We start from the raw sequence: 26765 nt of genomic DNA, 5'->3' as shown, positions 1-26765 counted from the left end.
TTGTAGCAGAAATGTTACAGCCCCGCCGCGGCGGCGGAGTCGGTCTCAGAGCGGCTCGTCGAACTCGGGCTCCCCTTCGCGCCGCTCCGACATGCCGAGCAGCTTCAGCTTGCGGTGGAGCGCCGAGCGCTCCATGCCGATGAAGGCGGCGGTCTTGGAGATGTTGCCGGAGAAGCGGCGGATCTGGACGCGCAGGTACTCGCGCTCGAAGCTCTCGCGGGCTTCGCGCAAGGGCGCGCTCATCATCACCGACACGCCCGCCTCGCCGTTGCCGCGGCTGTTGAAGATCTCCGGCGGCAGCATGTCGGCCTCGATCCGCGCCAGCTTCTCGCGCGGGGCCATGATGACGGTGCGCTCGACCACGTTGCGCAGCTGGCGCACGTTGCCCGGCCACTCGTAGGCCTGCAGCGCGGTCATCGCCTCGCCGCTGATCTGCGGCGGCGAGACGCCCTGCTCGTTGGCGTAGCGGGCGAAGAAGTGCTCGACCAGGGCGGGAACGTCGTCGCGCCGCTCGCGCAATGCGGGGATCGTCACGGGGACCACATTCAGGCGGTAGAACAGGTCCTCGCGGAAGCGCCGCTCGGCGATCTCCTTTTCCAGGTCGCGGGAGGTGGAGGAGACGACGCGCACGTCCACCCGGATCTGCCGGGTGCCGCCCACGCGCACGAAGGCCTGGTCGGTCAGCACGCGCAGGATGCGGGCCTGGGTGGAGAGGGGCATGTCGGCCACCTCGTCGAAATAGAGCGTGCCGCCATCCGCCATCTCCAGCAGCCCGGGGCGGATCAGCGCACCGTCGGCCTCCTCGCCGAACAGCTCCTGCTCGAAGCGTTCCGGGGTGATGCGCGCGGAATTGACGCTGACGAAGGCGCTGTCGGCCCGCGGGCTCCAGGCGTGGAGCAGCCGCGCGGCGACTTCCTTCCCGGAGCCGGCGGGGCCGGTGATGAGCAGGCGGCTGCCGGTGTTGGCGATGCGCTTGAGCGTCGCGCGAACCTGGTTGATGGCGCCGCTCGAGCCGGTGAACTCCTCCGCCCCGCTGAAGCCGTGCCGCAGCTGCGCATTCTCGCGGCGCAGCCGCTCGGTCTCGGTGGCCCGGCCGACGAGGTGCAGCAGCTTCTCGGCCTCGAACGGCTTCTCGATGAAGTCCACCGCGCCGCGGCTGATGGCGGCCACGGCGGTGTCGATGTTGCCGTGGCCGGAGAAGATGATGACCGGCAGGCCGGGCTCGCGGGCCTTGATCGCGTCCAGCACTTCCAGGCCGTCCATCGGGCTGCCGTGGAGCCACACGTCGAGCAGCACGAGCGAGGGCCGGCGGGCGTCGATGGCGGCCAGCGCCGCCTCGCTGTCGCCCGCGGTGCGGGAATCGTAGCCTTCGTCGCTCAGCACGCCGGCGACCAGTTCGCGGATGTCGCGCTCGTCGTCGACGATCAGGATATCGAGTGCCATGCGCTTGTCTTCTTCGTCAGGGGGAAACGGGTGGGGAAGGAAGGACCGGTCATTGCGCCGCCTCCGCCTTGCGGACCGATGCTTCGTGGGCGAGCGGGTCGTGGGCGAAGCGCATCGTCACTGTGGTGCCTCCACCTTGCGCGGCGGTGAACGTCATCTCGCCGCCGTGTTCCTCGATGATCTTGTTCACGATGGCGAGACCCAGGCCGGTGCCCTTCTCCCGCGTGGTGACATAAGGCTCGATCAGGCGCTCCTTGTCCTGCGAGAGGCCGATGCCGTTGTCGGTGACCCGAACGGTGATCGCGTGATCGTCGTCGGTGACGGAGACCGAGATCGCCCCGCGGTATCCCTCCGGAACCTCTTTCGCCCGCGCTTCAATGGCTTCGACGGCGTTCTTGAGAACGTTCGTCATCGCCTGCCCGAACTGGTGCCGGTCGCAGTCGATGAGCGCGATGTCGCGTGCCGCCTCGAAGCGGAAGTCGATGTCGGGACGGGCGACCTCCTGGAGGAACAGCGCCTGGCGGGTCAGCGCCACCGGGTCCTCGGCGCGGAACACCGGCTTGGGCAGGCGAGCGAACGAGGAGAACTCGTCCACCATCTTGCGCAGGTCTCCGACCTGACGGATGATCGTGCGCGTAAGATCCTCGAACAGCTCGGGATTGTCGGTGATCTGCTTGCGATAGCGACGGCTCAGGCGCTCGGTGGCGAGCTGGATCGGGGTCAGCGGGTTCTTGATCTCGTGCGCGATGCGGCGCGCCACGTCGGACCAGGCGGCGGTGCGCTGGTCGAGCAGCTGGCGGGTGATGTCCTCGAAGGTGATGACGTGGCCAGTGGCGTCGCGGCTGGTCTTCACCGCCAGCGTGAGCAGGTCGCCGCCGCGGTTGTACTGCACCAGCCCGCCCGCCGCGCCCTGCTCCACCATGGCGGCGATGGAGGGGGCGAGCTCGGCGATCGGCATGCCTTCGGGCACGTCCTCGCTGCGGTCGGTCAGCAGCTTCTGCGCGGTGCTGTTCATCAGCAGGATGCGCCCCTCGCCGTCGAGCGAGATGATCCCGGAGGTCACCGATTCCAACACCGCCTCGATGAACAGGCGGCGCTCGTGCAACTGGCGGTTGGCGCCGAGGAGCGCCTGCGTCTGCTTCTCGATCTGCCCGGTCATGCGGTTGAACGCGCGATTGAGCAGGCCGATCTCGTCGGCCCCGGTGCGCCCCTCCAGCCGCAATGCGTAGTTACCCGCACCCACCCGCCGCGCCGCGTCGACGAGTTCGTAGAGCGGTGCCACCTGGCGGTCGGCGAAGCGTAGCGCGAACCACACCGCGAGTCCGACGATGGCGAGCGAGGCGACGAAGAGCGCCACGTTGAAGCGCAGCTGCAGCACGCGCGCGCGCGAGGTGAGACCTTCGTAGGCCTGGACGATGTTCTCCGCGCGCTGGCCCTGGCTCAGCGACACCAGGTCCGAACTGCGCGATACCAGCAGGTAGACGCCCGAGGCGCGCTCGATCGGCGCCACGGCGACGATGCGGTTGTCCTTGGCGCTCACCGAGTAGGGCTCGCCGCGGTCGAGCTTGTCGAGCACCTCGCGGCTGATGCGGTTGTTTTCGGAGCGTTCGTCGGGGTCGACGATGATCGGCGTGCGCTGGTTGCCGTCCGCATCGGTCTGGATGATCGCCGCCCCGCTCAGGTTGCGGCGCAGGACGTGATAGGAAAGAAAGGCCTGGAAGCGGCGGCTCGCCACCGGGTTCGAGGCCAGCTCGTCGCGCGCGTCGGTGGCCATGGCCACCGATTCGTAGCCGACGTCGCGCAAAGTCTGCTCGTAGTAGCCGCGGGCCAGCTTGTTGGCGTTCTCCAGCAACCCACGGGAACTGTCGGAGAACCAGAACTCAACGCCGGACTGGAACAGCCACGATGCGAAGACCACCACCAGCAGCGTCGGGATCGCGGCGATGAGCGAGAAAATGAACACCAGGCGGACGTGCATCCGCCCCGTGCCGCCAATGCTTTCGGACGCGCGGCGCAGCGCCATCCGCCGCCCGAGCAGCACCAGGATCGCCATCGCGGGCACCAGCGTGCCGATCAGCAGGCTGGCCGTGAGGTTGGACGGCAGCAGCTCCCGGCGATTGCCGCCGCTGTTGAGCGCGAACCACGTCGTCGCCGTCATGATGAGAAACGCGAGCGCGGAGATCACTTCCATGACGGCAAAGAAGTTCGCCCGGCGCGCGGCGACTTGCATCCGCCGCCACCAGCGGGGCCATGCGCGCTTCTGAACTGGGGCATCCGTCATAGTTGCGCCCTTACAACAGCCCTGTTGCCGAACTGCAAGATGGAATCCACCAAGTTCCGATCAGGATCGACGAGCGAATTCCTCGGGGTCGAGCGCCAGTTCCCCGAGCCGCTTGCGCAAGGTGTTGCGGTTGATCCCCAGTGCCTGTGCGGCGCGAAGCTGGTTGCCGGCGGTCTCGCGCAGCACTTCGGCGAAGAGCGGTCGCTCGAACGCGGCCATGGCGCTGTCGTAGATCGTGCCGCTCGCCGGCCGGGTGGTGGCGAGCCACTGCGCCACGGCGTCGGCGATGTCGGTCCCGGCCTGCATGCCGCCCTCGCCCTCCGGCACTCCGCCGCCCTCGCCGGCCAGCAGCGGCGCGAGGGACTCGGCGTCGATCACGTCCTCGCGTGCCAGCAGGGCGAGGCGATAGACGAAGTTCTTGAGCTCGCGCACGTTGCCGCGCCAGGGCTGGCGGCTGAGCAGGCCCGCCGCCTCGGGGGTGAGCTGGCGGCGCGGCAGGCCCTCGTTGGCGGCGTGCTGGAGGAAGTGCCGGGCCAGCACGTCGATGTCGTCGCGTCGGTCGCGCAGCGGCGGCATGTGGATCGGGACGACGTTGAGCCGGTAGTAGAGGTCCTCGCGAAAGCGCCCGGCGGCGATCTCGGGCTCGAGATCCTTGTTGGTGGCGGCAACGATGCGCGTGTCCAGCCGGATTTCCTCGCGTCCGCCGACGCGGCGCACCGTGCCGGACTGGAGCGCGCGCAGCAGCCGCGTCTGCGCCTGCATCGGCATGTCGCCGATCTCGTCGAGGAACAGCGTGCCGCCGGCGGCCTGCTCGAACTTGCCGACGTGCCGCGCGACGGCGCCGGTGAACGCGCCCTTCTCGTGCCCGAACAGCTCGCTTTCGATCAGCTCGGCGGGGATCGCCGCGGTGTTCACGGCGATGAACGGGCCGGTCCGCCGGTTGCCGAGCTGGTGGATGGCCTCGGCCACCAGCTCCTTGCCCGTGCCGGATTCGCCCAGGATCAGCACCGTCAGGTCGTTGCGCAGGACGCGAGTGATCATGCGGAACACCGACTGCATCGCCGCGCTGCGCCCGACCAGCGGCAGTCCCTGCGCGACCGGCTCGTCGATCGGCGAGCGCTGACCCTGCGCCGCGCCGGCCGCCTGGCGCACGGTGCGGGCCAGCTCGTCGATGTCGAAGGGCTTGGGGAAATACTCGAAGGCGCCCGTGTCGGAGGCGCGGACCGCGGTGTCGAGCGTGTTCTGCGCCGAAAGGATGACGATCGGCATCGCCGGGTGGCGGGCGCGGACCGTCTCGATCGTCTCGATCCCGTCACCGTCGGGCAGCATCACATCGGTGACCAGCGCGGCGAAGCTGCGGTCGGCGAGCAGCCGGTCGCGTTCCGCCAGCGACTGGCAATGCACGACGGCGAAGCCCTCGGCCTCGAGCGCCGCGGTGATGACGATGGCGATGGACATGTCGTCCTCGACCAGCAGGACGTGGGTCATGCCTGCTTCCTCCTTGGCCGGCTGCGCGGCTCGCGGGCTAGCGGCAGGTGAATGCGGAAGTGGGTCATCCCCGTCTCCTCGTTCCGCTCGTGCGTGATGCGCCCGTTCATGTCGCGGACCAGCTTGCGCACCAGCGGCAGGCCAAGGCCCTGCCCGGCCTTCTTGGTCGTGACGAACGGTTCGAAGATGTGGTCGCGCATGGCGGGATCGATGCCGGGGCCGTTGTCGCTCACCCGCACCTCGACCGGCAGGCGCAGCGGCGCGCCGTCGCCGCCGGCCTGGAGCTGCAGCCCGCTGGCGAAGCGGGTGCGGATGACCACGCGCGGCTCCTGCGCATCGCGGCAGGCCTCCGCAGCGTTGGACAGCAGGTTCAGCAAGACCTGCACCAGCCCGTCCGGGCTCCCCAGCACCGGCGGCAGCGACGGGTCGAACTCCTCGACGAGCCGAAACGGCCGGGGCGCTTCGCAGTTGGCCGCGTCGAGCACGTCGATGGCGCGCCGTGCCGCCTCGTGGAGATTGCAGGCCTCGACCGGGGGCGTGGTCCGCCCGCTCAGCTTCTGCATCCGCTCGATCAGGGCGGCAATGCGGTCCACCTCCCCGGTGATGAGGTCGGTCAGCGCACGGTCGCGCTCGTCCACCTTGCGCGCCAGCAGCTGCGCCGCACCGCGGATTCCGGCGAGCGGGTTCTTGATCTCGTGCGCCATGATTTCCGGGCCGCGCAGCACGGCGTTGTCCGGCCCGCCCGAATCGTCGCCCAGCGCCTCGGCGGCGCTGTTGTCGTGGACGGTGAGCACCTGCCAGCCGGGCGTATCGGCGACCGGCGCCATGGCGATGTCCACGCGACGGGCGCCCTTGCCCTTGAGCTGGACCACCACCTCGCGTGCGGAGACCGGCGTCTCGTAGTCGGCCAGGCGGTCCACCACCCGTCGATCGGAAATCGAGATGACGTCCTGCAGCGCCGCGCCCACCAGCCGGCGGGAGGACTGCCCGAAGAACTGCTCGGCCGCCGGGTTCAGCGCGGCGATGGTCAGCCCGGGCTCGAGCAGGACGACGGCATGCGGCAGGCTGGCGAGCAGCCGGTGGGCTTCGGGCAGGATCGTACCGGCGGCGGCGCTCATGCCGCCTGGAGCTGCGCGTCGCCGTCGCGATAGGGCGCGTAGAACTCGGCCAGCTCGCGCAGGACCTCGTCCGGATCGGCGATGAAGTTGACCTTGTTGCGGAACTCGGCCGAGCCGCGGACGCCCTTGATGTACCAGCCCAGGTGCTTGCGGGCCATCTTGACGCCGGTGTCGCGGCCATAGTGCGAGAGCATCGCCTCGTAGTGCGCGCGCATCAGCTCGTACTGCTCGCCGTAGGTGGGGTCGCCGGACACCTCCTGGCCGCGCCACCACTGCATGACCTGCGCCAGGAACCAGGGACGGCCGTACGAGCCCCGGCCGATCATCACCCCGTCGGCACCCGACTGCTCGAGCGCTGCGGCCGCATCGGCGACGGTGTTGATGTCGCCGTTCACGATGACCGGGATCGAGACCGCTTCCTTGACCTTGCGCACGAAGGCCCAGTCCGCCTCGCCCTTGTACATCTGGTTGCGGGTGCGGCCGTGGACGGTGATCATCCGCGCCCCGAGATCCTCGGCGATGCGGGCGAGTTCGGGCGCGTTGAGGCTGTCGTGGCACCAGCCCATGCGCATCTTGACGGTGACCGGCACCTTGACCGCCTTGACCGTGGCCTCGATCAGCTTGGTCGCCAGCGGGACCTGGCGCATCAGCGCCGAGCCGGCATCGCCGTTGACGACCTTTCGCACCGGGCATCCCATGTTGATGTCGATGATCGCCGCGCCGCGATCCTCGACCAGCTTGGCGGCCTCGGCCATCTGCTCCGGCTCGCAGCCGACCAGCTGCATCGACACCGGGTCCTCGGCGGGGTCCCACATGGCCTTCTGGATCGACACGCGCGTCTCGCGAATGGCGGCGGGGCTGGCGATCATCTCGGTCACGTTGAGGCCGGAGCCGAAACCGCGCACCATCTTGCGGAACGGCAGGTCCGAGACACCCGTCATCGGCGCGAGCACGACCGGGCAGTCGATCGTCACGGGACCGACCTGGATGGGCTTCAATGCCGGAGGATTGGGCAATGGGGTCATGATCTGCGCAGTGCTGCCTAAAAAACAGGCAGCGCATAGTGGATTGCCCTGGGCTCGGCAAGCGATTACCGGCCACCGCAATGTCGCAAATCGTCTCAGACCCCCTGGAATCCGGGGAGCATCGCCCGGACGGCGCGCGGGTGGCCGCGCTGGTGGTCGCCGCGGGCCAGGGCCTGCGCGCCGGCCAGCGCTTGCCCAAGCAATTCGCGCCGTGGCGCGGCAAGCCGGTGCTCCGCCACTCGGTCGAGGCGCTGGCCGCCGCGGGCTGCGCGCCCATCCTCGTGGCCATCCCCGAAGGCGCCGAAGCCGTGGCGCGGCAGGCCCTGGCGGGGATCCGCGCGGTACGCTTCACCACCGGCGGGGCGACGCGGCAGCAGTCGGTCGGCCTCGGCCTCGAAGTGCTCGCCGGCTGGGCGCCGGAGCTCGTGCTCATCCACGACGCGGCGCGGCCGGTGCTGCCCGCGGCGGTCACGGAGCGGCTGCTCGCCGCGCTCGCCGAGCACGAAGCCGCGATCCCCGTGCTTCCGGTCGCGGACAGCCTGGCCCATGCCGAAGGCGACATGATGGGCGCACCGGCGCGGCGCGAGGACTTGCGCCGGGTCCAGACGCCGCAGGCATTCCGCTACGATGCGATCCTCGCCGCCCATCGCGCCTGGGACGGGCCTTTCACCGCGGGCGACGACGCGCAGGTAGCGCAAGCCGCCGGCATCGCCGTCGCCCTCGTCGAAGGAGACGAAGCCTTGCACAAGCTGACTTACGCCGCCGATTTCGCGCAGGCCGCGGCGACCCGGCCGGCGTTCCGCGTCGGCACCGGGTACGACGTCCACCGCCTGGAGGAAGGCGAGGCGCTGTGGCTCTGCGGCGTCCGGATCGAGCACACGCATGGCCTTGCCGGCCACAGCGACGCCGACGTCGCCATCCACGCGCTCGTCGATGCGATGCTGGGCGCGATCGGCGCCGGCGACATCGGACAGCACTTCCCGCCCAGCGACGCGCAATGGAAAGGCGCCGCGTCCGACCGCTTCCTCGCGCATGCGGCCGCGCTCGTGGCGCAGGCGGGCTACACGCTCGGCAACGCGGACGTCACGATCGTCTGCGAGGCGCCCAAGATCGGGCCCCACCGCGAACGCATGCGCGCCCGCCTCGCCGAGGTCCTTGGCGTTGACATCGCCGTCGTGAGCGTCAAGGCAACGACGACCGAAAAGCTCGGCTTCACCGGCAGGCGCGAGGGGATCGCCGCCCAGGCCGCGGTCGGCCTGATCCGGTCGTGACCAAGGAAACGCGCCCATGAACGCATTCTCGAAAGCCGCCGCGCTGGTGCTGGCGATCACTCCCGGGCTCGCTTCCGCGGCCGAGCCGGCGTGCCTCACCAAGGACGAGGCCACGGCGCTGATCGCCTATGCGCTGCCGCAGGCGATCAACGGCACCGCCCGGCGCTGCGCGCCCTCGCTCCCGGCCGACGCGTTCCTGCGGAAGCAGGGCGGGCAGCTCGCCGCGCGCTATGCCGGGCAGAAGGAGCGCTACTGGGCCAAGGCCAAGCCCGCGTTCCTCAAGACGCTCGGCCCGCAGAGCGGCGGATCGGGCAACCTCGTGGCCAACCTCCCCGACGACACCCTGCGCCAGCTTGCGGACGTCTTCGTCGAGGGCTTCGTCGAGCAGCGCATCGCGCCCAAGTCCTGCACGAAGCTGGACCTCGCGATCGACCTGCTCTCGCCCCTTCCCCCCGAGAACACCGCGGGGCTGATCGCGCTGACCATGGAGGTCGCGAGCGCCGCCGACCCGCGGATCGGCAAGATCGCGCTCTGCCGGCCATGAGCGGAAAGCCCGGCATGGCGAGGAACCCCTTCTTTCCCGACGATCTTGTCGCGCTGGCCCAGCGGGTGATCGACGAGAACCGGGCTTGCGGCCGCACCGTGGCGCTGGCGGAAAGCTGCACCGGCGGGCTGGTCTGCGCCGCGCTGACCGAGATCCCCGGCTCGTCGGCCGTTCTCGACCGCGGGTTCGTGACCTACTCGAACGCGGCCAAGCAGGAGATGCTGGGCGTCCACGAGGACATCATCGACTCGTTCGGCGCGGTCTCCCCGGCCACCGCCTGGGCCATGGCGCAGGGGGCGATCCGGCACAGCCGCGCCGACGTGGCGGTCGCGATCAGCGGCATCGCTGGGCCCGAGGGCGGCAGCGACATGAAGCCGGTGGGCACGGTGGTCTTCGCCTGCGCATTCCGCGGCGACGAGGAAGTCCATGCCGAGCAGAAGCTGCTCGACGGCCGGACGCGGGCCGAAATTCGCCACCAGGCGGCGATCGTCGCGCTCGAGCTGCTGCTGCCCCGGGCGTGAGGCGCTCCGGGGTGTCGAACCCCGGACGCGGTGCCGCAGGACTCAGGCGGCCGGAGCCCCGTAGAGCTCTTCCGCGCGGGTCTCGAAGGCGGCGACCATCTTGCGGAACGCCTTGTCGAAGTACTGGCCGGCCAGCTTCTCGAACAGCGCGTTGCGGAAGGTAAACTTCACGTCGAACTCGATGTCGCAGCTATGCGCGTCCACCGGGTGGAAAGTCCACCGGTTGTCCAGGTCGCGCATGGGCCCGTCGACATAGTGGACGCGGATTTCGCGCGGACGTTCCTTCTCGACGCGCGACGTGAACTTTTCGCGCAGTGCCTTGAAGCCCACCAGCATGTCGGCGATCATCTCGGAGCCGTCGTCCGACTTCACCCGCGTCGCGACCACCCAGGGCAGGAACTCCTGGTAGCGGCCGACGTCGGCGACGAGGTCGAACATCTGCTCGGCGCTGTAGGGCAGGCGCCGCGTTTCATGGATACCCGGCATCGGCTCAGACCTTCGCCTGCGCCTTGGCGAGCTTGGCGTCGCGCGCGGCCTTCATTTCGGCGAAGTCGGCTCCGGCGTGGTAGCTGGAACGCGTCAGCGGCGAGGATGCCACCTGCAGGAAACCCTTGGCCCGGGCGATCGCGCCATAGGCCTTGAACGCCTGCGGCGTGACGAATTCCTTGACCTCGGCATGCTTGGGGGTCGGGCGCAGGTACTGACCCATGGTCAGGAAATCGATGTCGGCGCAGCGCATGTCGTCCATCACCTGGTGGACCTCCAGACGCTCCTCCCCCAGGCCCAGCATCACGCCGGACTTGGTGAAGATCGAGGGATCGTGACGCTTCACCTCTTCCAGCAGCCGCAGCGAGGCGTAGTACCGCGCGCCGGGGCGGATGGTCGGGTAGAGCCGGGGCACCGTCTCCAGGTTGTGGTTGTAGACGTCGGGCCGCGCTTCGACGATCGCCTCGACGGCGCGCTGCATCTTGTTGCGAAAGTCGGGCGTGAGGATCTCGATCGTGGTGTTCGGCGTCGCCTGGCGCAGCGCCTGGATCACCTTCACGAACTGCGAGGCGCCGCCGTCCGGCAGGTCGTCGCGGTCGACCGAGGTGATGACGATGTGCTCCAGCCCGGTCTTGAGCGCCAGCTCGGCCACGTTGGCGGGCTCGAACGGATCGACGCGGCCCGGCATGCCGGTCTTGACGTTGCAGAACGCGCAGGCGCGCGTGCATGTGTCCCCCAGGATCATGACCGTCGCGTGCTTCTTGGTCCAGCACTCGCCGATGTTCGGGCAGGCCGCTTCCTCGCACACCGTGTTGAGCTTGAGGTCGCGCATGAGCTGGCGAGTCTCGCCATAGCCCTTGCTGGTGGGGGCCTTGACGCGGATCCAGTAGGGCTTGCGCTGGCGCGCGGGTGCGTCTTCGGGGGTCGGCACGGAGGACAGGTCGTTCATGTGGCCCAGATAGTCCCATGCGGCCATGCTTGCCAGCAGGAATATCCCGGCTAAGGAAAAGCCATTCTTGGCAACGCCAATCTCATATGGAGGCCTCCACCATGCCGGACCGCGTGCTGAATCACCTGATCGAAGGCTACCGTCGTTTCCGAACCACCGGCTGGACGCCCAAGCGCGAGCGCTGGGCGGAGCTGCGCGAGGGGCAGCAGCCCGAAGTGATGGTGATCGCCTGCTCCGACAGCCGGGTCGATCCCAGCCAGATCTTCGACGTCGACCCGGGCGAGATCTTCGTGGTTCGCAACGTCGCCGCGCTGGTCCCGCCCTTCGAGACCTCGCCGGGCCACCACGGCGTCTCGGCCGCGCTGGAGTTCGCGGTGCAGGTGCTCAAGGTCAAGGAAGTCGTGGTCATGGGACACGGCCTGTGCGGCGGCTGCAAGGCGGCGCTGACGCAGGACCTCAAGGGCACCGAGCCCGGTCAGGGCGGCTTCATCGCCGACTGGATCGCCATGCTGGACGAAGCGCGCGAGCCGGTGGCGCAGGCCCATGGCACCACCGGACGCGATGCCGAGCGCGCGATGGAGCAGGCTGCGGTCAAGGTCAGCCTCGACAACCTGATGACCTTCCCCTGCGTGCGCAGCAAGGTCGCCAAGGGCGAACTGCGGCTGCGCGGCGCGTTCTTCGCGATCTCCGATGGCGTGCTGCACCTCCTGGACGAGAAGACGGGCGCGTTCGCCCCGGCGGCGTGACCGGGGCGCGTCGGCCTGAGGGGCTTCGACAGGCTCAGCCTGAGCGGGTTCGGGATGTGCCGTCGGGTGGGGGCAGATGGCCCTCATCTTCGCTGGCCGTTCACCGCGCGTCTTGAGCGGGTCTGATTGCAAGGCTTTAGCGGGGGTCGAGGTTGCCCGCACCCTGCCCCGCATTCACCGCTCATGCTGAGCTTGTCGAAGCATGGGGGCCGACACCATCGGCGACGGAGGGGGCCTGCCTCAGCCGCCATTCGACGAAAAAAGGGGCGCCGGTCTCCCGGCGCCCCTCTCGTTTCAGCGCTCCGCGGCGATCAGTTCGCTGCGGGTGCCGTGGCCGCGGTGGCGGGAGCGGCCTTGCTCTTGGCGTAGGCCGACCACAGCTTGGCGATCGGCTGGCGCGTACCGGTGACCTTGGCGAAGTTCGCGTCGGCCTCGGCGTACTTGCCCTGCAGCGTCTGCGACATGCCGAGCCGCAGCGCGACCTTGTTGGCGTCCACGCCCGACATCGCCTGCGCCTTGGCATAGAAGGTCTCGGCCTTTGCCGGCTGGTCGTAGCTGAGGAAGACGTCGCCCGCGCCCACCACCGTCGCGCCCGTGGCGCCCGGCTTGTTGGCGTCGCGCTCGGTGGCGGGGAGCGTCGCCTTGTCGGCGGCGACGCGGCCTTCGGTGTTGGCCTTGTCGGGAACGTCGGCGGCGGTCAGCTTGCCCTTTGACAGGCCCGCGTTCATGACCTTGGCCGCTTCGCCCGGGAAGGCGCGGGGATCGACGTTCTCGAGATATTCGAGGTAGTCGCGGCGGTCGTTCATCGAATTGGTGAGGAACATCAGGCGCATCAGGTCGAGGTTCTGGTCGCGCGGCAGCGAGGCCAGCTGGCGGACCACCGAGATGGAGGTGTTCCAGCTGCTGGGATAGTACTGCGCGAGCATCGCCGCGTAGTCGGTCGAGGGGCCGAGCTGCTTGGCGGTGTAGGTCTGCTGCAGCACGCTGCGCAGCGAGGCCTCCGAAGGCGCCGCGCCGCGCGCCTGGGCGGCGGCGACATCGTCCTTGGCCATCTGCAGCGCGGCCTCGGGATTGTTGGTGCGCTTGTACGAGTCCGCGAGCACGGCATCGAGCTGGCCCGAGGAATCGACGAAGCCGCCATCCTTGGCCGCCTTCAGGTACTTGGCCGAGTTGGCGTAGTCCTTGAGCTGGTAGGCGGTGATGCCGGCGTCGTAGTTGGTCCTGCCCAGATCGGCAGCGGCGAGCTTGCCGCTGTCGAGCAGCATCAGGTTGCCCTGCTGCTTGAGCGCCAGGTCCTGCGAGATGATGCCGTAGTTGCGCATCATGCCGCCCAGCGCGTTCTTGTCGTCGGGCGTGGTCGCGGTCGCGGCGGCGGCCTGGAATGCGGCCTTGCCGTCACCGCCGATGGCGCCGTCGAACGCGGCCTTGGCCTTGGCGAGCGCCTCCGGCGTCTGCTGCCCACCCAGCGCGGCGACCGCAGCCTGGAGTGCCTTCTCCAGCGGCTGGGCGGCCTTGACGAACTCGGGCGAGAAGTTGGAGGCGGGCGCCTTCTCCTTCTTGGCGGCGACCGCGGGGGTCGCGGCGACGACCGCCAGCCCGCTCGACAGCGCGACGGCAAGGGCGACACGGGAAACAAGGAACTTGCGAGCCATCAAGGCCAACTCCTCTCAAGACAAACGAAATCCCGCCCACGGCAGGAGGAAAACGGGCGGCGCCGGTTTGGCCCGTTATCGGGTCCTTGGCAACCACGTCGCTCGGATAGCCATTCGCCACTGAACGCGCATTGAATGCAATTCGTCGCACCGGTTCAGGTTCCCTTCGGCGCCCTGCCCCTTATATGTGGAAAACGGAGGCGTCGCCTGCGCCGTGCCGCCGGTTCCGGTGGCAATCCCCCGGCGCATGTCCTAGGGCGATCCATCATCCCTTTTCCGGCAGCAAGAGCGACACGACCCGCGTGAGCGACGACATCAACGACAACCAGCCCGGCAGCCAGCCCCTCGGACCCGAGGGCGAATTCGCCCGCGTCGACATCGTCGACGAGATGAAGACGAGCTACCTCGACTACGCGATGAGCGTGATCGTCAGTCGCGCGCTGCCGGACGTGCGCGACGGTCTCAAGCCGGTTCACCGCCGCATCCTCTTCGCCAGCCAGGAAGGCGGCTTCGTCGCCGGCCGGCCCTACCGCAAGTCGGCCAAGATCGTCGGCGACGTGATGGGCAACTACCACCCGCACGGCGACGCCGCGATCTACGACGCACTTGCCCGCATGACGCAGCCGTGGTCGATGCGCCTGCCGCTGATCGACGGCCAGGGCAACTTCGGCTCGATGGACCCGGATCCGCCGGCGTCGATGCGCTACACCGAGGCGCGCCTTGCCCGCGTGGCCAACTCGCTGCTCGACGATCTCGACAAGGACACCGTCGATTTCGTCGACAACTACGACGGCTCGCGCCAGGAGCCCTCGGTGCTGCCGGCGCGTTTCCCGAACCTGCTGGTCAACGGCGCCGGCGGCATCGCGGTCGGCATGGCCACCAACATCCCGCCGCACAACCTGGGCGAGGTGATCGACGGCTGCTTCGCGATGATGGACAACCCGGGGATCACCTCGGAGGAGCTGTTCCAGATCATCCCCGGCCCGGACTTCCCCACCGCGCCGCTGATCCTCGGCCAGGGCGGCGCGCGCAATGCGGCGCTGACGGGCCGCGGCTCGATCATCCAGCGCTGCCGCGCGCATGTCGAGGAAGGCCGCGGCGCCCGCAAGGACGCGCGCTCGATCGTCCTGACCTCGATCCCCTACCAGGTCGGCAAGTCCAACCTGGTGGAGAAAATCGCCGAGGCCGCCAAGGACAAGCGGATCGAAGGCGTGGCCGACATCCGCGACGAATCCAACCGCGAAGGCGTGCGGGTGGTGATCGACCTCAAGCGCGACGCCTCGGCCGAGGTCGTGCTCAACCAGCTCTGGCGCAACACGCCGGCGCAGTCGAACTTCGCCGCCAACATGCTGGCGATCCGCGGCGGACGGCCCGAGATCCTGGCGCTGCGCGACATCATCCAGTCGTTCATCCAGTTCCGCGAGCAGGTCATCACCCGCCGCACCAAGTTCGAGCTGAACAAGGCCCGCGACCGGGCCCACATCCTGCTCGGCCTCGTCGTCGCGGTGTCGAACCTCGACGAGGTGGTGAAGATCATCCGCTCCTCGCCCAACCCGGCCGAGGCGCGTGCCAAGCTGCTCGCCAAGGAATGGCCGATCGGCGACATCGCGCAGTACATCCGTCTGGTCGAGGCGATCGAGCCCGAAGCCGAGGCGGAGGGCGGCATCTACCGCCTGTCCGAAGTGCAGGTGAAGGCGATCCTCGACCTGCGCCTTCACCGCCTGACCGCCCTGGGCCGCGACGAGATCGGCGACGAGCTCAAGCAGCTCGCCATCGCAATCGAGGAGTACCTCTCGATCCTGGCGGACCGAGTGAAGCTTTTCAACGTGATGCGCGAGGAACTTCAGGCGGTACGTGACGCTTACGCGACGCCGCGCGTGTCCGAGATCACCGCCGCCTTCGACGGGATCGACGACGAGGACCTGATCGAGCGTGAGGACATGGTGGTGACCGTCACCATGGACGGCTACATCAAGCGCACCGCCCTCTCCACCTTCCGCGCGCAGAACCGCGGCGGCAAGGGCCGCGCTGGCATGGCGACCAAGGAAGAGGACGCGGTGACGACGATGTTCGTCACCTCCACCCACAACCCGGTGCTGTTCTTCTCCACCGCCGGCAAGGTCTACCGCCTCAAGGTCTACAAGCTGCCGGAGGGCGGACCGACCACGCGCGGGCGCCCGATCGTCAACCTGCTGCCCGCCCTGGACAAGGACGAGACGATCCAGACCGTGCTCGCCCTGCCCGAGGACGAGGCGGAATGGAGCAAGCTCTCGGTGGTGTTCGCCACCGCCAAGGGCAACGTGCGCCGCAATTCCATGGATTCCTTCGCCAACATCCCCAGCAACGGCAAGTTCGCGATGCGCTTCGACGAAGGCAGCGCGGATCGCCTGATCGGGGTGGCGCTGCTCGAGCCGAGCGACGACGTCCTGCTCGCCACCCGCCAGGGCAAGGCGATCCGCTTCGCCGGCGACGACGTGCGTGAATTCACCAGCCGCACTTCGACCGGCGTGCGCGGCATGATGCTGAAGGGTGACGACGAGGTCATCTCGCTCTCGATCCTCCACCGTGTCGGCACCGACGCCGAGGAGCGCGAGCAGTACTTGCGCTTCGCACCCTGGAAGGGCGAGAAGGACGGCGAGCCGACGCTCTCCGCCGAGCGCATGGCCGAGTTGCAGGACCGCGAGCAGTTCATCCTCACCGTCTGCGCCAACGGCTATGGCAAGCTGTCCTCGGCCTACGAGTACCGGCGCACCGGGCGCGGCGGCCAGGGCATCACCAATATCGACAACATCGGACGCAACGGGCCGGTGGTGGCGAGCTTCCCCGCCAGCCAGGCGCAGCAGCTCATGCTGGTCACGGACCAGGCCAAGCTCATCCGCCTGCCGCTCTCGTCGCTGCGCGTGATCGGCCGCGGCTCGGCCGGCGTGCGGCTGTTCCACGTCTCCGCCGACGAGCACGTGGTCAGCGCCGTGCGCCTGGACGAGGAGCCGGAGAACGACTCGCCCGACGCACCGATCGCCGCCGAGGTGGAGATTCCCGCAGTCGATCCGACCGAAGTGCCGGAGGCGCCCGAAGCTCCGGAGGACGGCGAATGAGCGAGCAGCCGCAGGTCGCCTACAAGATCCTCACCGGCGCGCAGCTTGCCACGCTCGAGCGCGAGGGAACCTTCGCCGGCGCACCGGTCGACCTGGCGGACGGCTACATCCACATGTCGACATCGGACCAGGTGCAGGAAACGCTGGACAAGCACTTCGCCGGGCAGGACGACCTGCATATTGCCGCGATCGACCTGGCCGCGCTGGGCAACGCGGTGAGGTGGGAGCCCTCGCGCGGCGGCGCACTGTTCCCGCACCTCTACGGGGCGCTGACGCTCTCGACGGTGATCGCCTACGGGGCGGTCGAGATCGACGACGACGGCGTGCTGGTGTTGCCCGTCGCGGGGTGAGTGGGCGGGGGTGCAGCCCCCTCCGTCAGCGCTGCGCGCTGCCACCTCCCCATCGCTTCGCGACAGGGAGGATCGCCGTGGGCCAGATCCTCACCCTTTTCGGAAGAATTAGAGGGGGACCGCCGCAGCCCCCAAGTCCTATCCCCCTCCCCAGCGACGACCGGAAACACTCCGCTGCCATCCGGAACCCCGGACTCGCCATGGCGGCAAGTCGCGACTAAGGGGTGCGCGAACGAATCCCCCGCGAGAAGGACATATCCTCTCCCATGCGCATCGCGATTGCCTCCGACCACGCCGCCGTCGAGCTCAAGGCCGACCTGCGCGAGCACCTCATCGAGCTGGGCCACGAAGTCGCCGACCTCGGCCCCGAGACCGCGGACCGCGTCGACTATCCCGACTTCGGCTACAAGCTCGCCTCGGTGGTGGCCGACGGCACCGCGCAGTTCGGCGTGGCGCTGTGCGGATCGGGGATCGGCATCTCGATCGCCGTCAACCGCGAGCCCGGCTGCCGCTGCGCCCTGGTGTCGGAGCCGCTCTCGGCCGCGTTGGCGCGCGAGCACAACGATGCCAACGTCATCGCCATGGGCGCGCGCCTGACCGGCGTGGACATGGCCAAGGCTTGCCTCGACGCCTTCCTCTCCACCGACTTCGGCGGGGGCCGCCACGCCGGCCGCGTCGAGAAGCTCTCCCATCCGGCACTCTGAAGGGGCCCTGCGAACCATGACCGTCGAAACCGCCATCCGCTCCCCCGGCTTCTTCACCGACACCATCGCCCAGAGCGACCCCGAAATCGCGAAGGCGATCGGCAAGGAGCTCAACCGTGAGCGCCGGCAGATCGAACTGATCGCGTCCGAGAACATCGTCTCCAAGGCCGTCCTCGAGGCGCAGGGCTCGGTGCTCACCAACAAGTACGCCGAAGGCTATCCGGGCAAGCGCTACTACCAGGGCTGCGAACCCTCCGACGAGGTCGAGACGCTGGCGATCGAGCGTGCCAAGCAGCTGTTCGGCTGCGGCTTCGCCAATGTCCAGCCCCACTCCGGCGCGCAGGCCAATGGCGCGGTCCTGCTCGCCACCGTCAAGCCTGGCGACACCGTCATGGGCATGAGCCTCGATGCCGGCGGCCACCTCACCCACGGCGCCAAGGCGGCGCTCTCGGGGAAGTGGTTCAACGCGGTGCAGTACGGCGTCACCAAGGACACCCACCTGATCGACTACGACCAGGTCGAGGCGCTGGCGCGCGAGCACAACCCCAAGCTCATCATCGCCGGCGGCTCCGCCTATCCGCGCGTGATCGATTTCCAGCGCATGCGCGAGATCGCCGATGCGGTCGGCGCGATCTTCCAGGTCGACATGGCGCATTTCGCCGGCCTCGTCGCCGCGGGCCTGCACCCCTCGCCCTTCCCCCACGCGCACATCGCCACCACCACCACGCACAAGACGTTGCGCGGGCCGCGCGGCGGCATGATCCTCACCAACGACGAGGCGCTCGCCAAGAAGATCAACTCGGCGGTGTTCCCCGGCCTGCAGGGTGGGCCGCTGATGCATGTCGTCGCCGCAAAGGCGGTGGCCTTCGGCGAAGCGCTGCGCCCGGAGTTCAAGGACTACTGCGCGCGGGTGATCGAGAACGCCAAGGTCCTGGCCGATACCCTCAAGGCGCGCGGCGCGGCGATCGTCTCGGGCGGCACCGACACCCACCTGGCGCTGATCGACCTCTCGCCGCTGGGCGTGACCGGCAAAGACGCCGACGAGGCGCTGGAGCGCGCCGGCATCACCTGCAACAAGAACGGCATTCCGTTCGACCCGCTGCCGCCGATGAAGACCAGCGGCATCCGCGTCGGCTCGCCGGCCGGGACCACGCGCGGGTTCGGACCCGAAGAGTTCCGCCAGATCGGCGAGATGGTGGCCGACGTGCTCGACGGCCTCGCCAAGAATGGCGAAGCGGGCGACGCCCAGGTGGAGCAGAACGTTCGCGAGCGCGTTGAAGCGCTGTGTGACCGTTTTCCCATCTACGAGGACTGAACTCATGACCGACCCCCAGCGCCCCAACCAGACCGGCGATTTCGTGACCGACGCCCGCCAGGAACTGGCCGGCATGCTCCAGGACGGGCTCGACCATCCCTCCACCAAGCCGATCCTGATCTGGGGCGCGGCGGGCGCCGTCGCTGCCGCGTTCCTGCCGTTCGTCTCGATCGGCATGGGCCTGGCGGCCGGTGCGGGGTACAAGTTCTACAAGCGCGTGCGCCCCGATTGAAAGCTGCCGACTGAATGCGCTGTCCTTTCTGCGCCCACGACGATTCCCAGGTCAAGGACAGCCGCCCGACCGAGGACGCCACCGCGATCCGCCGCCGCCGACAGTGTTCGAGCTGCGGCGGACGCTTTACGACGTTCGAGCGGGTGCAACTGCGCGAGATCACGGTGGTCAAGAGCAACGGCGCGGCCGGTCACGACCGCCGCGAGCCGTTCGACCGGGCCAAGATCGAGCAGTCGGTGACGCTCGCCTGCCGCAAGCGCGGGATCGAGCGCGACAAGATCGACCGGCTCGTCTCCGGCGTCCAGCGCCAGGTGGAGACCTCGGGCGAGAGCGAGGTTCCGTCGCGCGTGATCGGGGAGCTGGTGATGGACGGGCTGCGCCAGCTCGATTCGGTCGCCTACATCCGCTTCGCCAGCGTCTACCGGGCCTTCAACGAGGCACGGGATTTCGAGGAATTTGCAGGAACGGTGCGCGATGTCGGCGTCAACTGAAGTGAAGGCGCCGGTCATCGTGCTGGTCCGCCCGCAATTGGGCGAGAACATCGGCAAGGCCGCGCGGGCCATGCTGAACTTCGGCCTGACGGAGCTGCGGCTGGTGTCACCCCGCGACGGCTGGCCCAATCCCTCCGCAGGGCCTGCCGCCGCCGGTGCCGACGAGGTTCTGGAGCAGGCGGAGGTGTTCGAGACGCTCGCCGAGGCGGTTTCGGACTGCGCCAACGTCTACGCCACCACGGTGCGCAAGCGCGGCGTGACAAAGCCGGTGGTGACGCCCGAGGAGGCGGCGCGCGAGGTTCATGCCGCTCCGGGCCGCTCGGCCTATGTCTTCGGGCCCGAGCGCTCGGGCCTGGAGACCGAGGACGTCGCGCTCGCCCGCGCGATCCTGACGGTGCCGATCAACCCGGCCTTCGCCTCGCTCAACCTCGCGCAGGCGGTGATCCTGTGCGCCTACGAGTGGTCCAAGGGGGCGGCGCTGGTCCAGCCCACCGTCGAGGACCTGCTTCCGCCGGCCCCGCAGGAGGAGCTCGAAGGCCTGATCGGCCATTTCGAGGCCTTGCTGGCGCCGACCAAGTACTTCTTCCCGGAAAGCCGGGCGGCCGCGACGCGGCTGACCTTGCGCAACATGCTGACCAAGCCGGGCTGGAATTCGCTGGAAGTGCGCACGATGCGTGGCGTGCTGAGCGCGCTGGGACGCCCTGCCCGGCCCGAATAGGCGCCACCCGAAGCGCTAATTGTCATAACTGCGTCCTCGACGGGCTTGCGCGCGTGAGATATATTGTTGCCCTGTTGTGAACAGGAGCTTTCTTTCGATGATCCGTCGCGTTGCGTTCGCCGCCGCTGTTTCGCTGGTTCTCTGCTCTCCCGCCGTCCAGGCGCAGGATGCTGCAAAGACTGCTCCGGCTGCGCCTCCCAAGGAGAAGAAGATCTGCCGGTCCGAGCAGAAGACCGGCTCGATGATGACCAAGCGCACCTGCCACACCGCGGCGGAGTGGTCGGCGATCGACCAGAACAACGCGACGAGCGCGCGCCGCTTCATGGACCGGATGAGCTCCACCGCCGTCAACGGGGAGTCCTGACCGGCCGCTGACCGGGCAGCGCCGGACCGTCTGGTCGGCTGGCTGCCCGGTGCCGCTGCGGATGCTGTGCGGCTCAGTCCTCGATGTAGACGCGGGGCGCGCGATAGCCCTTCTTCGCCATCGCCTTGACGTAGCTCTGGCGCTCCTGGCGCAGTTCGACCGCGTATTCGTCCCAGGCGTCGCGACGGTCTTCGGTGTCGGTGGCGTGGCGCAGGTCGCTGGCGAGTTCCTTCTGCGTCTCGTTGACGTTGCCGCGGTAGTCGAACCAGTGGCTGTTCTCGATGCCGGCGATCGGCTGGCGCAGGATGAGGTTCTCCTCCTGGCGGGCGACCTGCTCCTCGTAGAGCATCGGGACGGCGACCGCGACGGTCGGGATGGCGGCGAGCGCCAGCGCGGCGGCGCGGATGATCTTGGTCTGCTTCATGGGGGTTCTCCCTCGTTCGCTTTCCAGATGCAGGCGGGATTGCCTGCGCTCGATCGGGAAACGGCGCGGAAACGCGATCGGCCTCCTGCGGGGGGACGAAGCGGGGCGCGGACGGGGTATCCTGACGGTCCGCAAGGCGCTCTGTCGCCTGGTTAACACGGCCGCGGCGGACCGTTCATCCGCGAGACAGGCGCGGTTCAGCGGGGGTCCACCTTTGTAACCGCCTGACTCATTCCGGGACCTGGGAAAAGTCCGTGAGCGCCGCATCGCGCAGGCCGCGCCAGACCCGCGCCGCCTGCACCGTCTCGGGTACGTCGTGGACGCGCAGGATGTGCGCGCCGGCATCCATCGCCTTGGTCGCGAGTGCGATCGAGCCGCCGAGCCGCTGGTGCGCCGGCGCCTCGTTCGACAGTGCGCCGATCATCCGCTTGCGACTGACGCCGACCAGGAGCGGCTGCCCCAGCGCGTGGAACAGAGGCAGCGCGTTGAACAGCGCGAGGTTCTCCGCCAGGCTCAGGCCGAAGCCGAAGCCGGGGTCGAGGATGATCCGCTCGGGCGCGATCCCGGCGGCGACACAGGCGTCGCGGCGCGCGGCCAGCCAGTCGAACACGTCGAGCGCGACATCGTCGAACCCGGCGCCCGCGTGCAGGTCCTGCCCCGCGCCGGGCGCGTGCATCAGGACCACCGGCGCGCCGGACGCGGCCACCAGCTCCAGGCTGCGCGGATCGTAGCGCAGCGCCGAGACGTCGTTGACGATCTGCGCGCCGGCCGCCAGGCCGGCCTCCATCACCGCGGGGCGCCGCGTATCGATGCTGATCGCCGCGCCCATCGCGAAAAGGCGCTCCACCATCGGCACCACGCGCCGGAGTTCGTCGCCTTCCCAGACGGCACCGGCACCGGGGCGGGTCGATTCGCCGCCCACGTCGATGATCGCCGCCCCACCCTCCAGCATGGCCGCGGCATGCGCGCTCGCCACTTCGGCGTCGTCGAGGAAGCGACCGCCGTCGGAGAAGCTGTCGGGCGTCATGTTGAGGATGCCCATTACCTGCGGCTGGTCGAGCCGGATCGTGCGCGTGCCGCCCGCCCGGCCGGCCAGCCCCAGCGGCGCATGGACCTTGCGCAGGTTCGCCCACTGCGCCTCCGCCGCCGCGCCAAGGTCTGCCGGCAGCGCGCCGAGCGCGGCAGGCACCTCCTCCACCGAGACCCGCCGGCGGGAGACGAGCCGCCCGCCCTCACGCACCAGGATGGCGAAGCGGCTGGCCCAGACCATCGCGCCGCCGAGCCGTATCGCCTCGCCATCCTCGGCCTGCGGGCTCTGGGCAAGGGCGATCGGGCAGATGTAGATCGTGCGGGTCATCGCCCGACCTCAAGGCTCCGTGGCGAGGAGGTAGAGCTGGCGGATCGCGTCGAGCGGCTTGACCTCGCCCTCGTGCTCCAGGTGCCAGAAGGTCCACCCGTTGCACGAAGGCGCGCCCTGCACTTGCGAACCGACGCCGTGGATCGACCCGGTGGCGTCGCCTGCCACGAGCGAACCGTCGGCGCGCACGGTGGCGACGAAGCGGCGCTTCTTGTCCATCACCTGCGTGCCCGGCGCGATCCAGCCGGTCTCCACCAGCGTCCCGAACGCCACCTTGGGCGCGGTGCGCTTCGACTGCATGGTCTTGAGCGCGCTTTCATCGAGCGGCAGCGCCATCTCGATGCGCTCCATGGCCGCCTCGCGATAGTCGCCCTCGCGCTCGCAGCCGATCCATTCGCGGCCGAGGCGCTTGGCGACGGCGCCGGTCGTGCCGGTGCCGAAGAACGGGTCGAGCACGACGTCGCCCTTGTTGGTTGTCGCCAGCATGACGCGGTAGAGCAGCGCTTCGGGCTTCTGCGTCGGGTGGACCTTGCGCCCCCCCTTCTTCAGGCGCTCGGCCCCGTTGCAGATCGGCAGCACCCAGTCGGAGCGCATCTGCAGCTCGTCGTTCAGCGTCTTCATCGCGCGGTAGTTGAAGGTGTACTTCGACTTCTCGCCCATGCTCGCCCAGATCAGCGTCTCGTGCGCGTTGGTGAAGCGGGTACCCTTGAAGTTCGGCATCGGATTGGCCTTGCGCCAGACGATGTCGTTGAGGATCCAGAATCCCATGTCCTGCATGATCGCGCCGAGCCGGAAGATGTTGTGGTACGAACCGATCACCCACAGCGAACCCTCCGGCTTGAGCACGCGGCGCGCCTCGGCCAGCCATTCGCGGGTGAACCGGTCGTAGGACGCGAAGCTGGAAAACTTGTCCCAGTCGTTGGTGACCGCATCGACGTGGCTGCCGTCCGGGCGCGAGAGGTCGCCGCCGAGCTGGAGATTGTAGGGCGGATCGGCGAAGACCATGTCGATGCTGGCGTCGGGAATGGTGCGCATGGCCTCGATGCAGTCGCCGGCCAGGATGCGGCCGAGCGGCAGCAGCTCCTTCGGCGTAGGCGCCGGCGCTCGCGCTCGAATCCGTTCCTTGACCAAAATCTGACCCATGTGCGCCCCGCTGAAACTGTGGATGAAGCCTTAGGGTGAGTCATCCGGGACTCCGCGTCAAGCCGCGACTCGCAGGATTTCCTTGCGATTCAGGTGTTCAGCAGATCGGAACAAAAGGAATCCGGCACAAGATGTCGAGTCATCGGGCGGGTGGCGGACTCAAGATGTGGTGGGTGTGGCGCCGAGGACTCGCCGCGATCTTTTGTGCCGCGCCCGGTTAGCCTGTGCATCTCTCCATTGCGCTAAATGCAACATAGGTCCGCATGCTTGCATTTGCAGCAACCGGCCAAACCGCCCATCTGGCTCCTCGATGCTGCAGCGCAGCAAGTCTCCTGACACAGAGGTATCTTTATGTTTTCGCTGATCTCGCTTTACTTCGCCTCTCGCCGCGACGTGGTTCTCGCCGAGCGCCACATCGCCGCCATCGCCGCGAAGCCCGCCGCCGCGGCCGTACCCGCCCCGATCGAAGCCGAGCCGATCCGCCTCGCGGCCTGAGCCACGGCTATGAGGGAACGTGGCTGCGCCAGGCGGTGCAACCCATCCCTCAGGTGTTCTGACTATGGCAGCACCGAGGCCAGCGTTGTACGGCACGCATGCTCCGTCACTCGCTCACGAGGAGCAGCTAAGGCCGGCGCATGGCCGTCAGAGCGCCATTTCCAGTTGCGCCACCGGTGCGAAGCTGCGGCGGTGATGCTCGGTTGGCCCGTGCAGGCGCAGAGCCGCCAGGTGCTCCGGCGTGCCGTAGCCTGCGTTGCGTTCCCAGCCGTAATGTGGGTGGGCTAGCGCCAGATCGCGCATCAGGCGGTCACGGTGCTCCTTGGCGATGATCGAGGCGGCCGAGATGCACGGCTCGATCGCGTCGCCGCCGACGATGGCCCGGGCGTCCCAGCGCCACTCCTGCCTGCGGCCGCGGGGCGTGAGATTGCCGTCGACCAGCACCTCGCACGGCGCATCGCCCAGCTTCTCGCACAAGGCCTGAACCGCGCGGGTCATGGCCAGCATCGTCGCGCCGAAGATGTTGAGCGCATCGATCTCGTCCACCCCGACTACGCCGACCGCCCAGAGGCAGCGGCGCTTGATGGTGGCTTCGAGTTCGCCCCGACGGACGGCCGAGAGCTTCTTGGAATCGTCGAGCCCCGCCGGGCGCGGCTTGCACAGCACCACGGCGCCAGCGACCACGGGTCCTGCCAGCGGCCCACGGCCCGCTTCATCGACGCCGATCACATGTCGTTTTGTTGCGGCGGAACCAGCCACGGGTGCAAGCATTGGGCTCGGCATGATCGCAAGACAACTCCTGCTCGCCCTATCGCCGCTCGGCATCGCCCTCGCAAGCTGCGGTAGCGCCGCGACCGGGGAAAAAGCACCCTCTCCCGCCGCTGACAGCGGCACGCCCTTCGCGGTGGAGCCGGTGGCGCAGTTCGACGAGCCCTGGGCCATGGCGTTCGACGCGGGCACCGGCACGCTGTTCGTCACCGAGCGCAAGGGCACGATCCGCTTCCGCGCGCCGGACGGCACGTCCGGAGAGGTGACCGGCGTGCCCAAGGTCGCCTATGGCGGCCAGGGCGGCCTCGGGGACTTCCTCTTCGCCCCGGGCCAGACCGGCGCGACGCTCGACCGCCGGGTGGTCTATCTCAGCTGGGCCGAAGCGGGCCAGGGCGACACCCGGGGCGCCGCCGTCGGGCGCGCCGACCTGGTCTGCACGGAGCCGACGCGGTGCAGCCTCCAGAACCTCAAGGTCATCTGGCGGCAGGTGCCCAAGGTCAGCGGCAGCGGCCACTACTCGCACCGGCTGGCGTTCTCGCCCGACGGCCAGTACCTCTTCATCGCGTCGGGCGAGCGGCAGAAGATGACTCCGGCGCAGGACCTGGGCACCAACCTCGGCAAGATCGTGCGGCTCCTGCCGGACGGCACGCCGGCGCAGGGCAATCCCTTCGCGGACAAGCCCGCGCCCACCAACCAGATATGGTCCTACGGGCACCGCAACGTGCTGGGGCTGGCCTTCGATGCGCAGGGCCGGCTATGGGACCTGGAGCATGGGCCCGCCGGCGGAGACGAGCTGAACCTGGTGCGGCCCGGCGCCAACTACGGCTGGCCGCTGGTCTCCGACGGCGACCACTACGATGGCCGGGCCATCCCGCGCAACGCCACCCGTCCGGACCTCGCGCAATCGGCCATCACCTGGAACCCGGTGATCGCCCCGGGAGACTTCATCTTCTACAGCGGCGACCGCTTCCCGGCATGGAAGGGCCAGGCCTTGATCACCGGCCTCGTCGCCACCGGGCTGGTGCGGGTGCGGATCGAGGGCGACAAGGCGATCGAGGAGGCACGCTACCCGATGGACAACCGCATCCGCGAGATCCGGCAGGGGCCGGACGGCGCCATCTGGCTGCTGGAGGACGGCGAAGGCGGCCGCCTGCTCAAGCTCACGCCTACCGGCGCGGGCTGACGTACGGCGAATTCGGTCGACAAAGGCCCTTGCCGCACCTATCCGCGCGCGCCATGACCCAGACTGCTTCCGACACCGCCACCATCATCCCGCTCGACAATGTCGATCCCGCGCTCGTGGAGGCGCTGCTGGACACCGCGTTCGAGCCGGAGCGACGCCAGCGGACCGCCTACAAGGTGCGCGAAGGCACCGATTGGCTGCCCGGCCTCAGCTTCGCCGCGCTCGACGCGCAGGAGATGCTCGCCGGCACCATCCAGTGCTGGCCGGTGGCGCTGACCGATCCGGCGGGCCGCGCCCATCCGATGATTATGGTCGGCCCGGTCGCCGTCATGCCCGCGCATCAGGGGATGGGTTACGGCAAGGCGCTGATGTCCGCCAGCATGGCCGGGATCGACGACCGCGCGCCGCTGCCGCAGGTCATGATCGGCGATCCGGAGTACTACGGGCGCTTCTGGGGCTTCTCGAACGAGCGAACGCTCGGCTGGGACCTGCCCGGCCCGTTCGATCGCCACCGCCTGCTGGTGCGCAGCGCCAACCCTGCGGTGCTTCCCGAGACAGGCCTGCTCGGGCCCTGGCTGGGATAAACCGGCTCCGCAGCACCT

General features: G+C 69.0%; 27 protein-coding genes. 15 read left to right on the top strand and 12 right to left on the bottom strand.

What is annotated here, in order from left to right; translation table 11 throughout:
• Positions 1-45 precede the first annotated feature (45 nt).
• From ntrX to dusB, 5 genes are all read right to left on the bottom strand, one after another.
• A complete protein-coding gene (ntrX, locus tag ACFFJC_RS02245) occupies positions 46-1443 on the bottom strand; it encodes a nitrogen assimilation response regulator NtrX (RefSeq protein ID WP_379485952.1) in 1398 nt (465 codons plus the stop codon).
• A gap of 49 nt (positions 1444-1492) precedes the next feature.
• Positions 1493-3673 carry a sensor histidine kinase gene (locus ACFFJC_RS02240; RefSeq protein ID WP_379486184.1) on the bottom strand — a complete coding sequence of 727 codons (2181 nt, stop codon included), beginning with the start codon at positions 3671-3673 and terminating at the stop codon, positions 1493-1495.
• Between the two features lie 111 nt (positions 3674-3784).
• A complete protein-coding gene (locus ACFFJC_RS02235) occupies positions 3785-5212 on the bottom strand; it encodes a sigma-54-dependent transcriptional regulator (protein ID WP_379485951.1) in 1428 nt (475 codons plus the stop codon).
• Entirely contained in the window at positions 5209-6330 is a 1122-nt protein-coding gene (locus ACFFJC_RS02230) for a two-component system sensor histidine kinase NtrB (protein WP_379485950.1), read from the bottom strand. The genes ACFFJC_RS02235 and ACFFJC_RS02230 overlap by 4 nt, the downstream gene beginning before the upstream one ends.
• Complete coding sequence (gene dusB / locus ACFFJC_RS02225) at positions 6327-7355, bottom strand: tRNA dihydrouridine synthase DusB (RefSeq protein WP_379485949.1); 1029 nt, start codon at positions 7353-7355, stop codon at positions 6327-6329. The genes ACFFJC_RS02230 and dusB overlap by 4 nt, the downstream gene beginning before the upstream one ends.
• An 80-nt stretch (positions 7356-7435) precedes the next feature.
• Here dusB and ACFFJC_RS02220 point away from each other — a divergent pair, with 80 nt between their 5' ends.
• Genes ACFFJC_RS02220 through ACFFJC_RS02210 form a run of 3 tightly spaced genes read left to right on the top strand, consistent with a single transcriptional unit; the run spans position 7436 to position 9691 of the window.
• Positions 7436-8626, top strand: coding sequence for a bifunctional 2-C-methyl-D-erythritol 4-phosphate cytidylyltransferase/2-C-methyl-D-erythritol 2,4-cyclodiphosphate synthase (locus ACFFJC_RS02220; RefSeq protein ID WP_379485948.1), 1191 nt, complete (start codon positions 7436-7438; stop codon positions 8624-8626).
• Between the two features lie 16 nt (positions 8627-8642).
• Positions 8643-9170 (top strand): hypothetical protein, encoded by a 528-nt coding sequence (locus tag ACFFJC_RS02215; RefSeq protein WP_379485947.1) that lies wholly within the window; start codon positions 8643-8645, stop codon positions 9168-9170.
• A gap of 14 nt (positions 9171-9184) precedes the next feature.
• The gene (locus tag ACFFJC_RS02210; RefSeq protein ID WP_379485946.1) at positions 9185-9691 is read left to right on the top strand and encodes a CinA family protein; all 507 of its coding nucleotides are present in this window, start codon (positions 9185-9187) and stop codon (positions 9689-9691) included.
• 42 nt (positions 9692-9733) lie between these two features.
• Here the strand turns inward: ACFFJC_RS02210 and ACFFJC_RS02205 are convergent, their stop codons facing one another.
• Entirely contained in the window at positions 9734-10177 is a 444-nt protein-coding gene (locus ACFFJC_RS02205) for a type II toxin-antitoxin system RatA family toxin (RefSeq protein WP_379485945.1), read from the bottom strand.
• A gap of 4 nt (positions 10178-10181) precedes the next feature.
• Positions 10182-11126: a lipoyl synthase gene (gene lipA, locus ACFFJC_RS02200; protein WP_379486183.1), complete on the bottom strand. Its 945-nt coding sequence runs from the start codon at positions 11124-11126 to the stop codon at positions 10182-10184.
• A gap of 86 nt (positions 11127-11212) precedes the next feature.
• On the opposite strand from lipA, the gene ACFFJC_RS02195 reads away from it, so the two are divergent.
• Complete coding sequence (locus ACFFJC_RS02195) at positions 11213-11872, top strand: carbonic anhydrase (protein ID WP_379485944.1); 660 nt, start codon at positions 11213-11215, stop codon at positions 11870-11872.
• A gap of 311 nt (positions 11873-12183) precedes the next feature.
• Here ACFFJC_RS02195 and ACFFJC_RS02190 read toward each other — a convergent pair whose 3' ends face one another.
• Positions 12184-13524: a hypothetical protein gene (locus tag ACFFJC_RS02190; RefSeq protein WP_379485943.1), complete on the bottom strand. Its 1341-nt coding sequence runs from the start codon at positions 13522-13524 to the stop codon at positions 12184-12186.
• Between the two features lie 389 nt (positions 13525-13913).
• Between ACFFJC_RS02190 and gyrA the strand changes: the two genes are divergently transcribed.
• The 8 genes from gyrA (at position 13914) to ACFFJC_RS02150 (ending at position 20793) form a co-directional block, all read left to right on the top strand.
• Positions 13914-16619, top strand: coding sequence for a DNA gyrase subunit A (gene gyrA / locus ACFFJC_RS02185; protein ID WP_379486182.1), 2706 nt, complete (start codon positions 13914-13916; stop codon positions 16617-16619).
• Positions 16616-16969 (top strand): DUF952 domain-containing protein, encoded by a 354-nt coding sequence (locus ACFFJC_RS02180; protein ID WP_379485942.1) that lies wholly within the window; start codon positions 16616-16618, stop codon positions 16967-16969. The genes gyrA and ACFFJC_RS02180 overlap by 4 nt, the downstream gene beginning before the upstream one ends.
• A gap of 266 nt (positions 16970-17235) precedes the next feature.
• Positions 17236-17673 (top strand): ribose 5-phosphate isomerase B, encoded by a 438-nt coding sequence (gene rpiB, locus ACFFJC_RS02175; RefSeq protein WP_379485941.1) that lies wholly within the window; start codon positions 17236-17238, stop codon positions 17671-17673.
• Positions 17674-17689: 16 nt separating this feature from the next.
• Positions 17690-18988, top strand: coding sequence for a serine hydroxymethyltransferase (glyA, locus tag ACFFJC_RS02170; protein ID WP_379485940.1), 1299 nt, complete (start codon positions 17690-17692; stop codon positions 18986-18988).
• 4 nt (positions 18989-18992) lie between these two features.
• Positions 18993-19220, top strand: coding sequence for a hypothetical protein (locus ACFFJC_RS02165; RefSeq protein WP_379485939.1), 228 nt, complete (start codon positions 18993-18995; stop codon positions 19218-19220).
• Between the two features lie 14 nt (positions 19221-19234).
• Complete coding sequence (nrdR, locus tag ACFFJC_RS02160; RefSeq protein WP_379485938.1) at positions 19235-19711, top strand: transcriptional regulator NrdR; 477 nt, start codon at positions 19235-19237, stop codon at positions 19709-19711.
• Positions 19695-20429: an RNA methyltransferase gene (locus tag ACFFJC_RS02155; protein ID WP_379485937.1), complete on the top strand. Its 735-nt coding sequence runs from the start codon at positions 19695-19697 to the stop codon at positions 20427-20429. The genes nrdR and ACFFJC_RS02155 overlap by 17 nt, the downstream gene beginning before the upstream one ends.
• A 97-nt stretch (positions 20430-20526) precedes the next feature.
• Positions 20527-20793 carry a hypothetical protein gene (locus ACFFJC_RS02150; RefSeq protein WP_379485936.1) on the top strand — a complete coding sequence of 89 codons (267 nt, stop codon included), beginning with the start codon at positions 20527-20529 and terminating at the stop codon, positions 20791-20793.
• Positions 20794-20866: 73 nt separating this feature from the next.
• Here ACFFJC_RS02150 and ACFFJC_RS02145 read toward each other — a convergent pair whose 3' ends face one another.
• The 3 genes from ACFFJC_RS02145 to ACFFJC_RS02135 form a co-directional block, all read right to left on the bottom strand.
• Entirely contained in the window at positions 20867-21217 is a 351-nt protein-coding gene (locus ACFFJC_RS02145) for a hypothetical protein (protein ID WP_379485935.1), read from the bottom strand.
• Between the two features lie 229 nt (positions 21218-21446).
• Positions 21447-22574 (bottom strand): dihydropteroate synthase, encoded by a 1128-nt coding sequence (gene folP, locus ACFFJC_RS02140; protein WP_379485934.1) that lies wholly within the window; start codon positions 22572-22574, stop codon positions 21447-21449.
• Positions 22575-22583: 9 nt separating this feature from the next.
• On the bottom strand, positions 22584-23717 hold the full coding sequence (locus tag ACFFJC_RS02135) for a site-specific DNA-methyltransferase (protein ID WP_379485933.1): 1134 nt from the start codon (positions 23715-23717) through the stop codon (positions 22584-22586).
• 351 nt (positions 23718-24068) lie between these two features.
• Here ACFFJC_RS02135 and ACFFJC_RS02130 point away from each other — a divergent pair, with 351 nt between their 5' ends.
• Positions 24069-24212 carry a hypothetical protein gene (locus tag ACFFJC_RS02130; RefSeq protein ID WP_379485932.1) on the top strand — a complete coding sequence of 48 codons (144 nt, stop codon included), beginning with the start codon at positions 24069-24071 and terminating at the stop codon, positions 24210-24212.
• Between the two features lie 147 nt (positions 24213-24359).
• Here the strand turns inward: ACFFJC_RS02130 and rnhB are convergent, their stop codons facing one another.
• Entirely contained in the window at positions 24360-24983 is a 624-nt protein-coding gene (gene rnhB, locus ACFFJC_RS02125) for a ribonuclease HII (RefSeq protein WP_379485931.1), read from the bottom strand.
• A 10-nt stretch (positions 24984-24993) separates the two neighbouring features.
• Between rnhB and ACFFJC_RS02120 the strand changes: the two genes are divergently transcribed.
• Both ACFFJC_RS02120 and ACFFJC_RS02115 read left to right on the top strand, forming a co-directional pair.
• The gene (locus ACFFJC_RS02120) at positions 24994-26163 is read left to right on the top strand and encodes a PQQ-dependent sugar dehydrogenase (RefSeq protein ID WP_379485930.1); all 1170 of its coding nucleotides are present in this window, start codon (positions 24994-24996) and stop codon (positions 26161-26163) included.
• 53 nt (positions 26164-26216) lie between these two features.
• Positions 26217-26747 (top strand): GNAT family N-acetyltransferase, encoded by a 531-nt coding sequence (locus ACFFJC_RS02115; protein ID WP_379485929.1) that lies wholly within the window; start codon positions 26217-26219, stop codon positions 26745-26747.
• Positions 26748-26765 lie beyond the last annotated feature (18 nt).

This window comes from Novosphingobium soli (assembly GCF_042432915.1).
In the GTDB taxonomy this organism is placed as follows: domain Bacteria; phylum Pseudomonadota; class Alphaproteobacteria; order Sphingomonadales; family Sphingomonadaceae; genus Novosphingobium; species Novosphingobium soli.
Note: the sequence above shows the minus strand (reverse complement) of the source record. Positions and strands in the feature narration are given on the sequence as shown.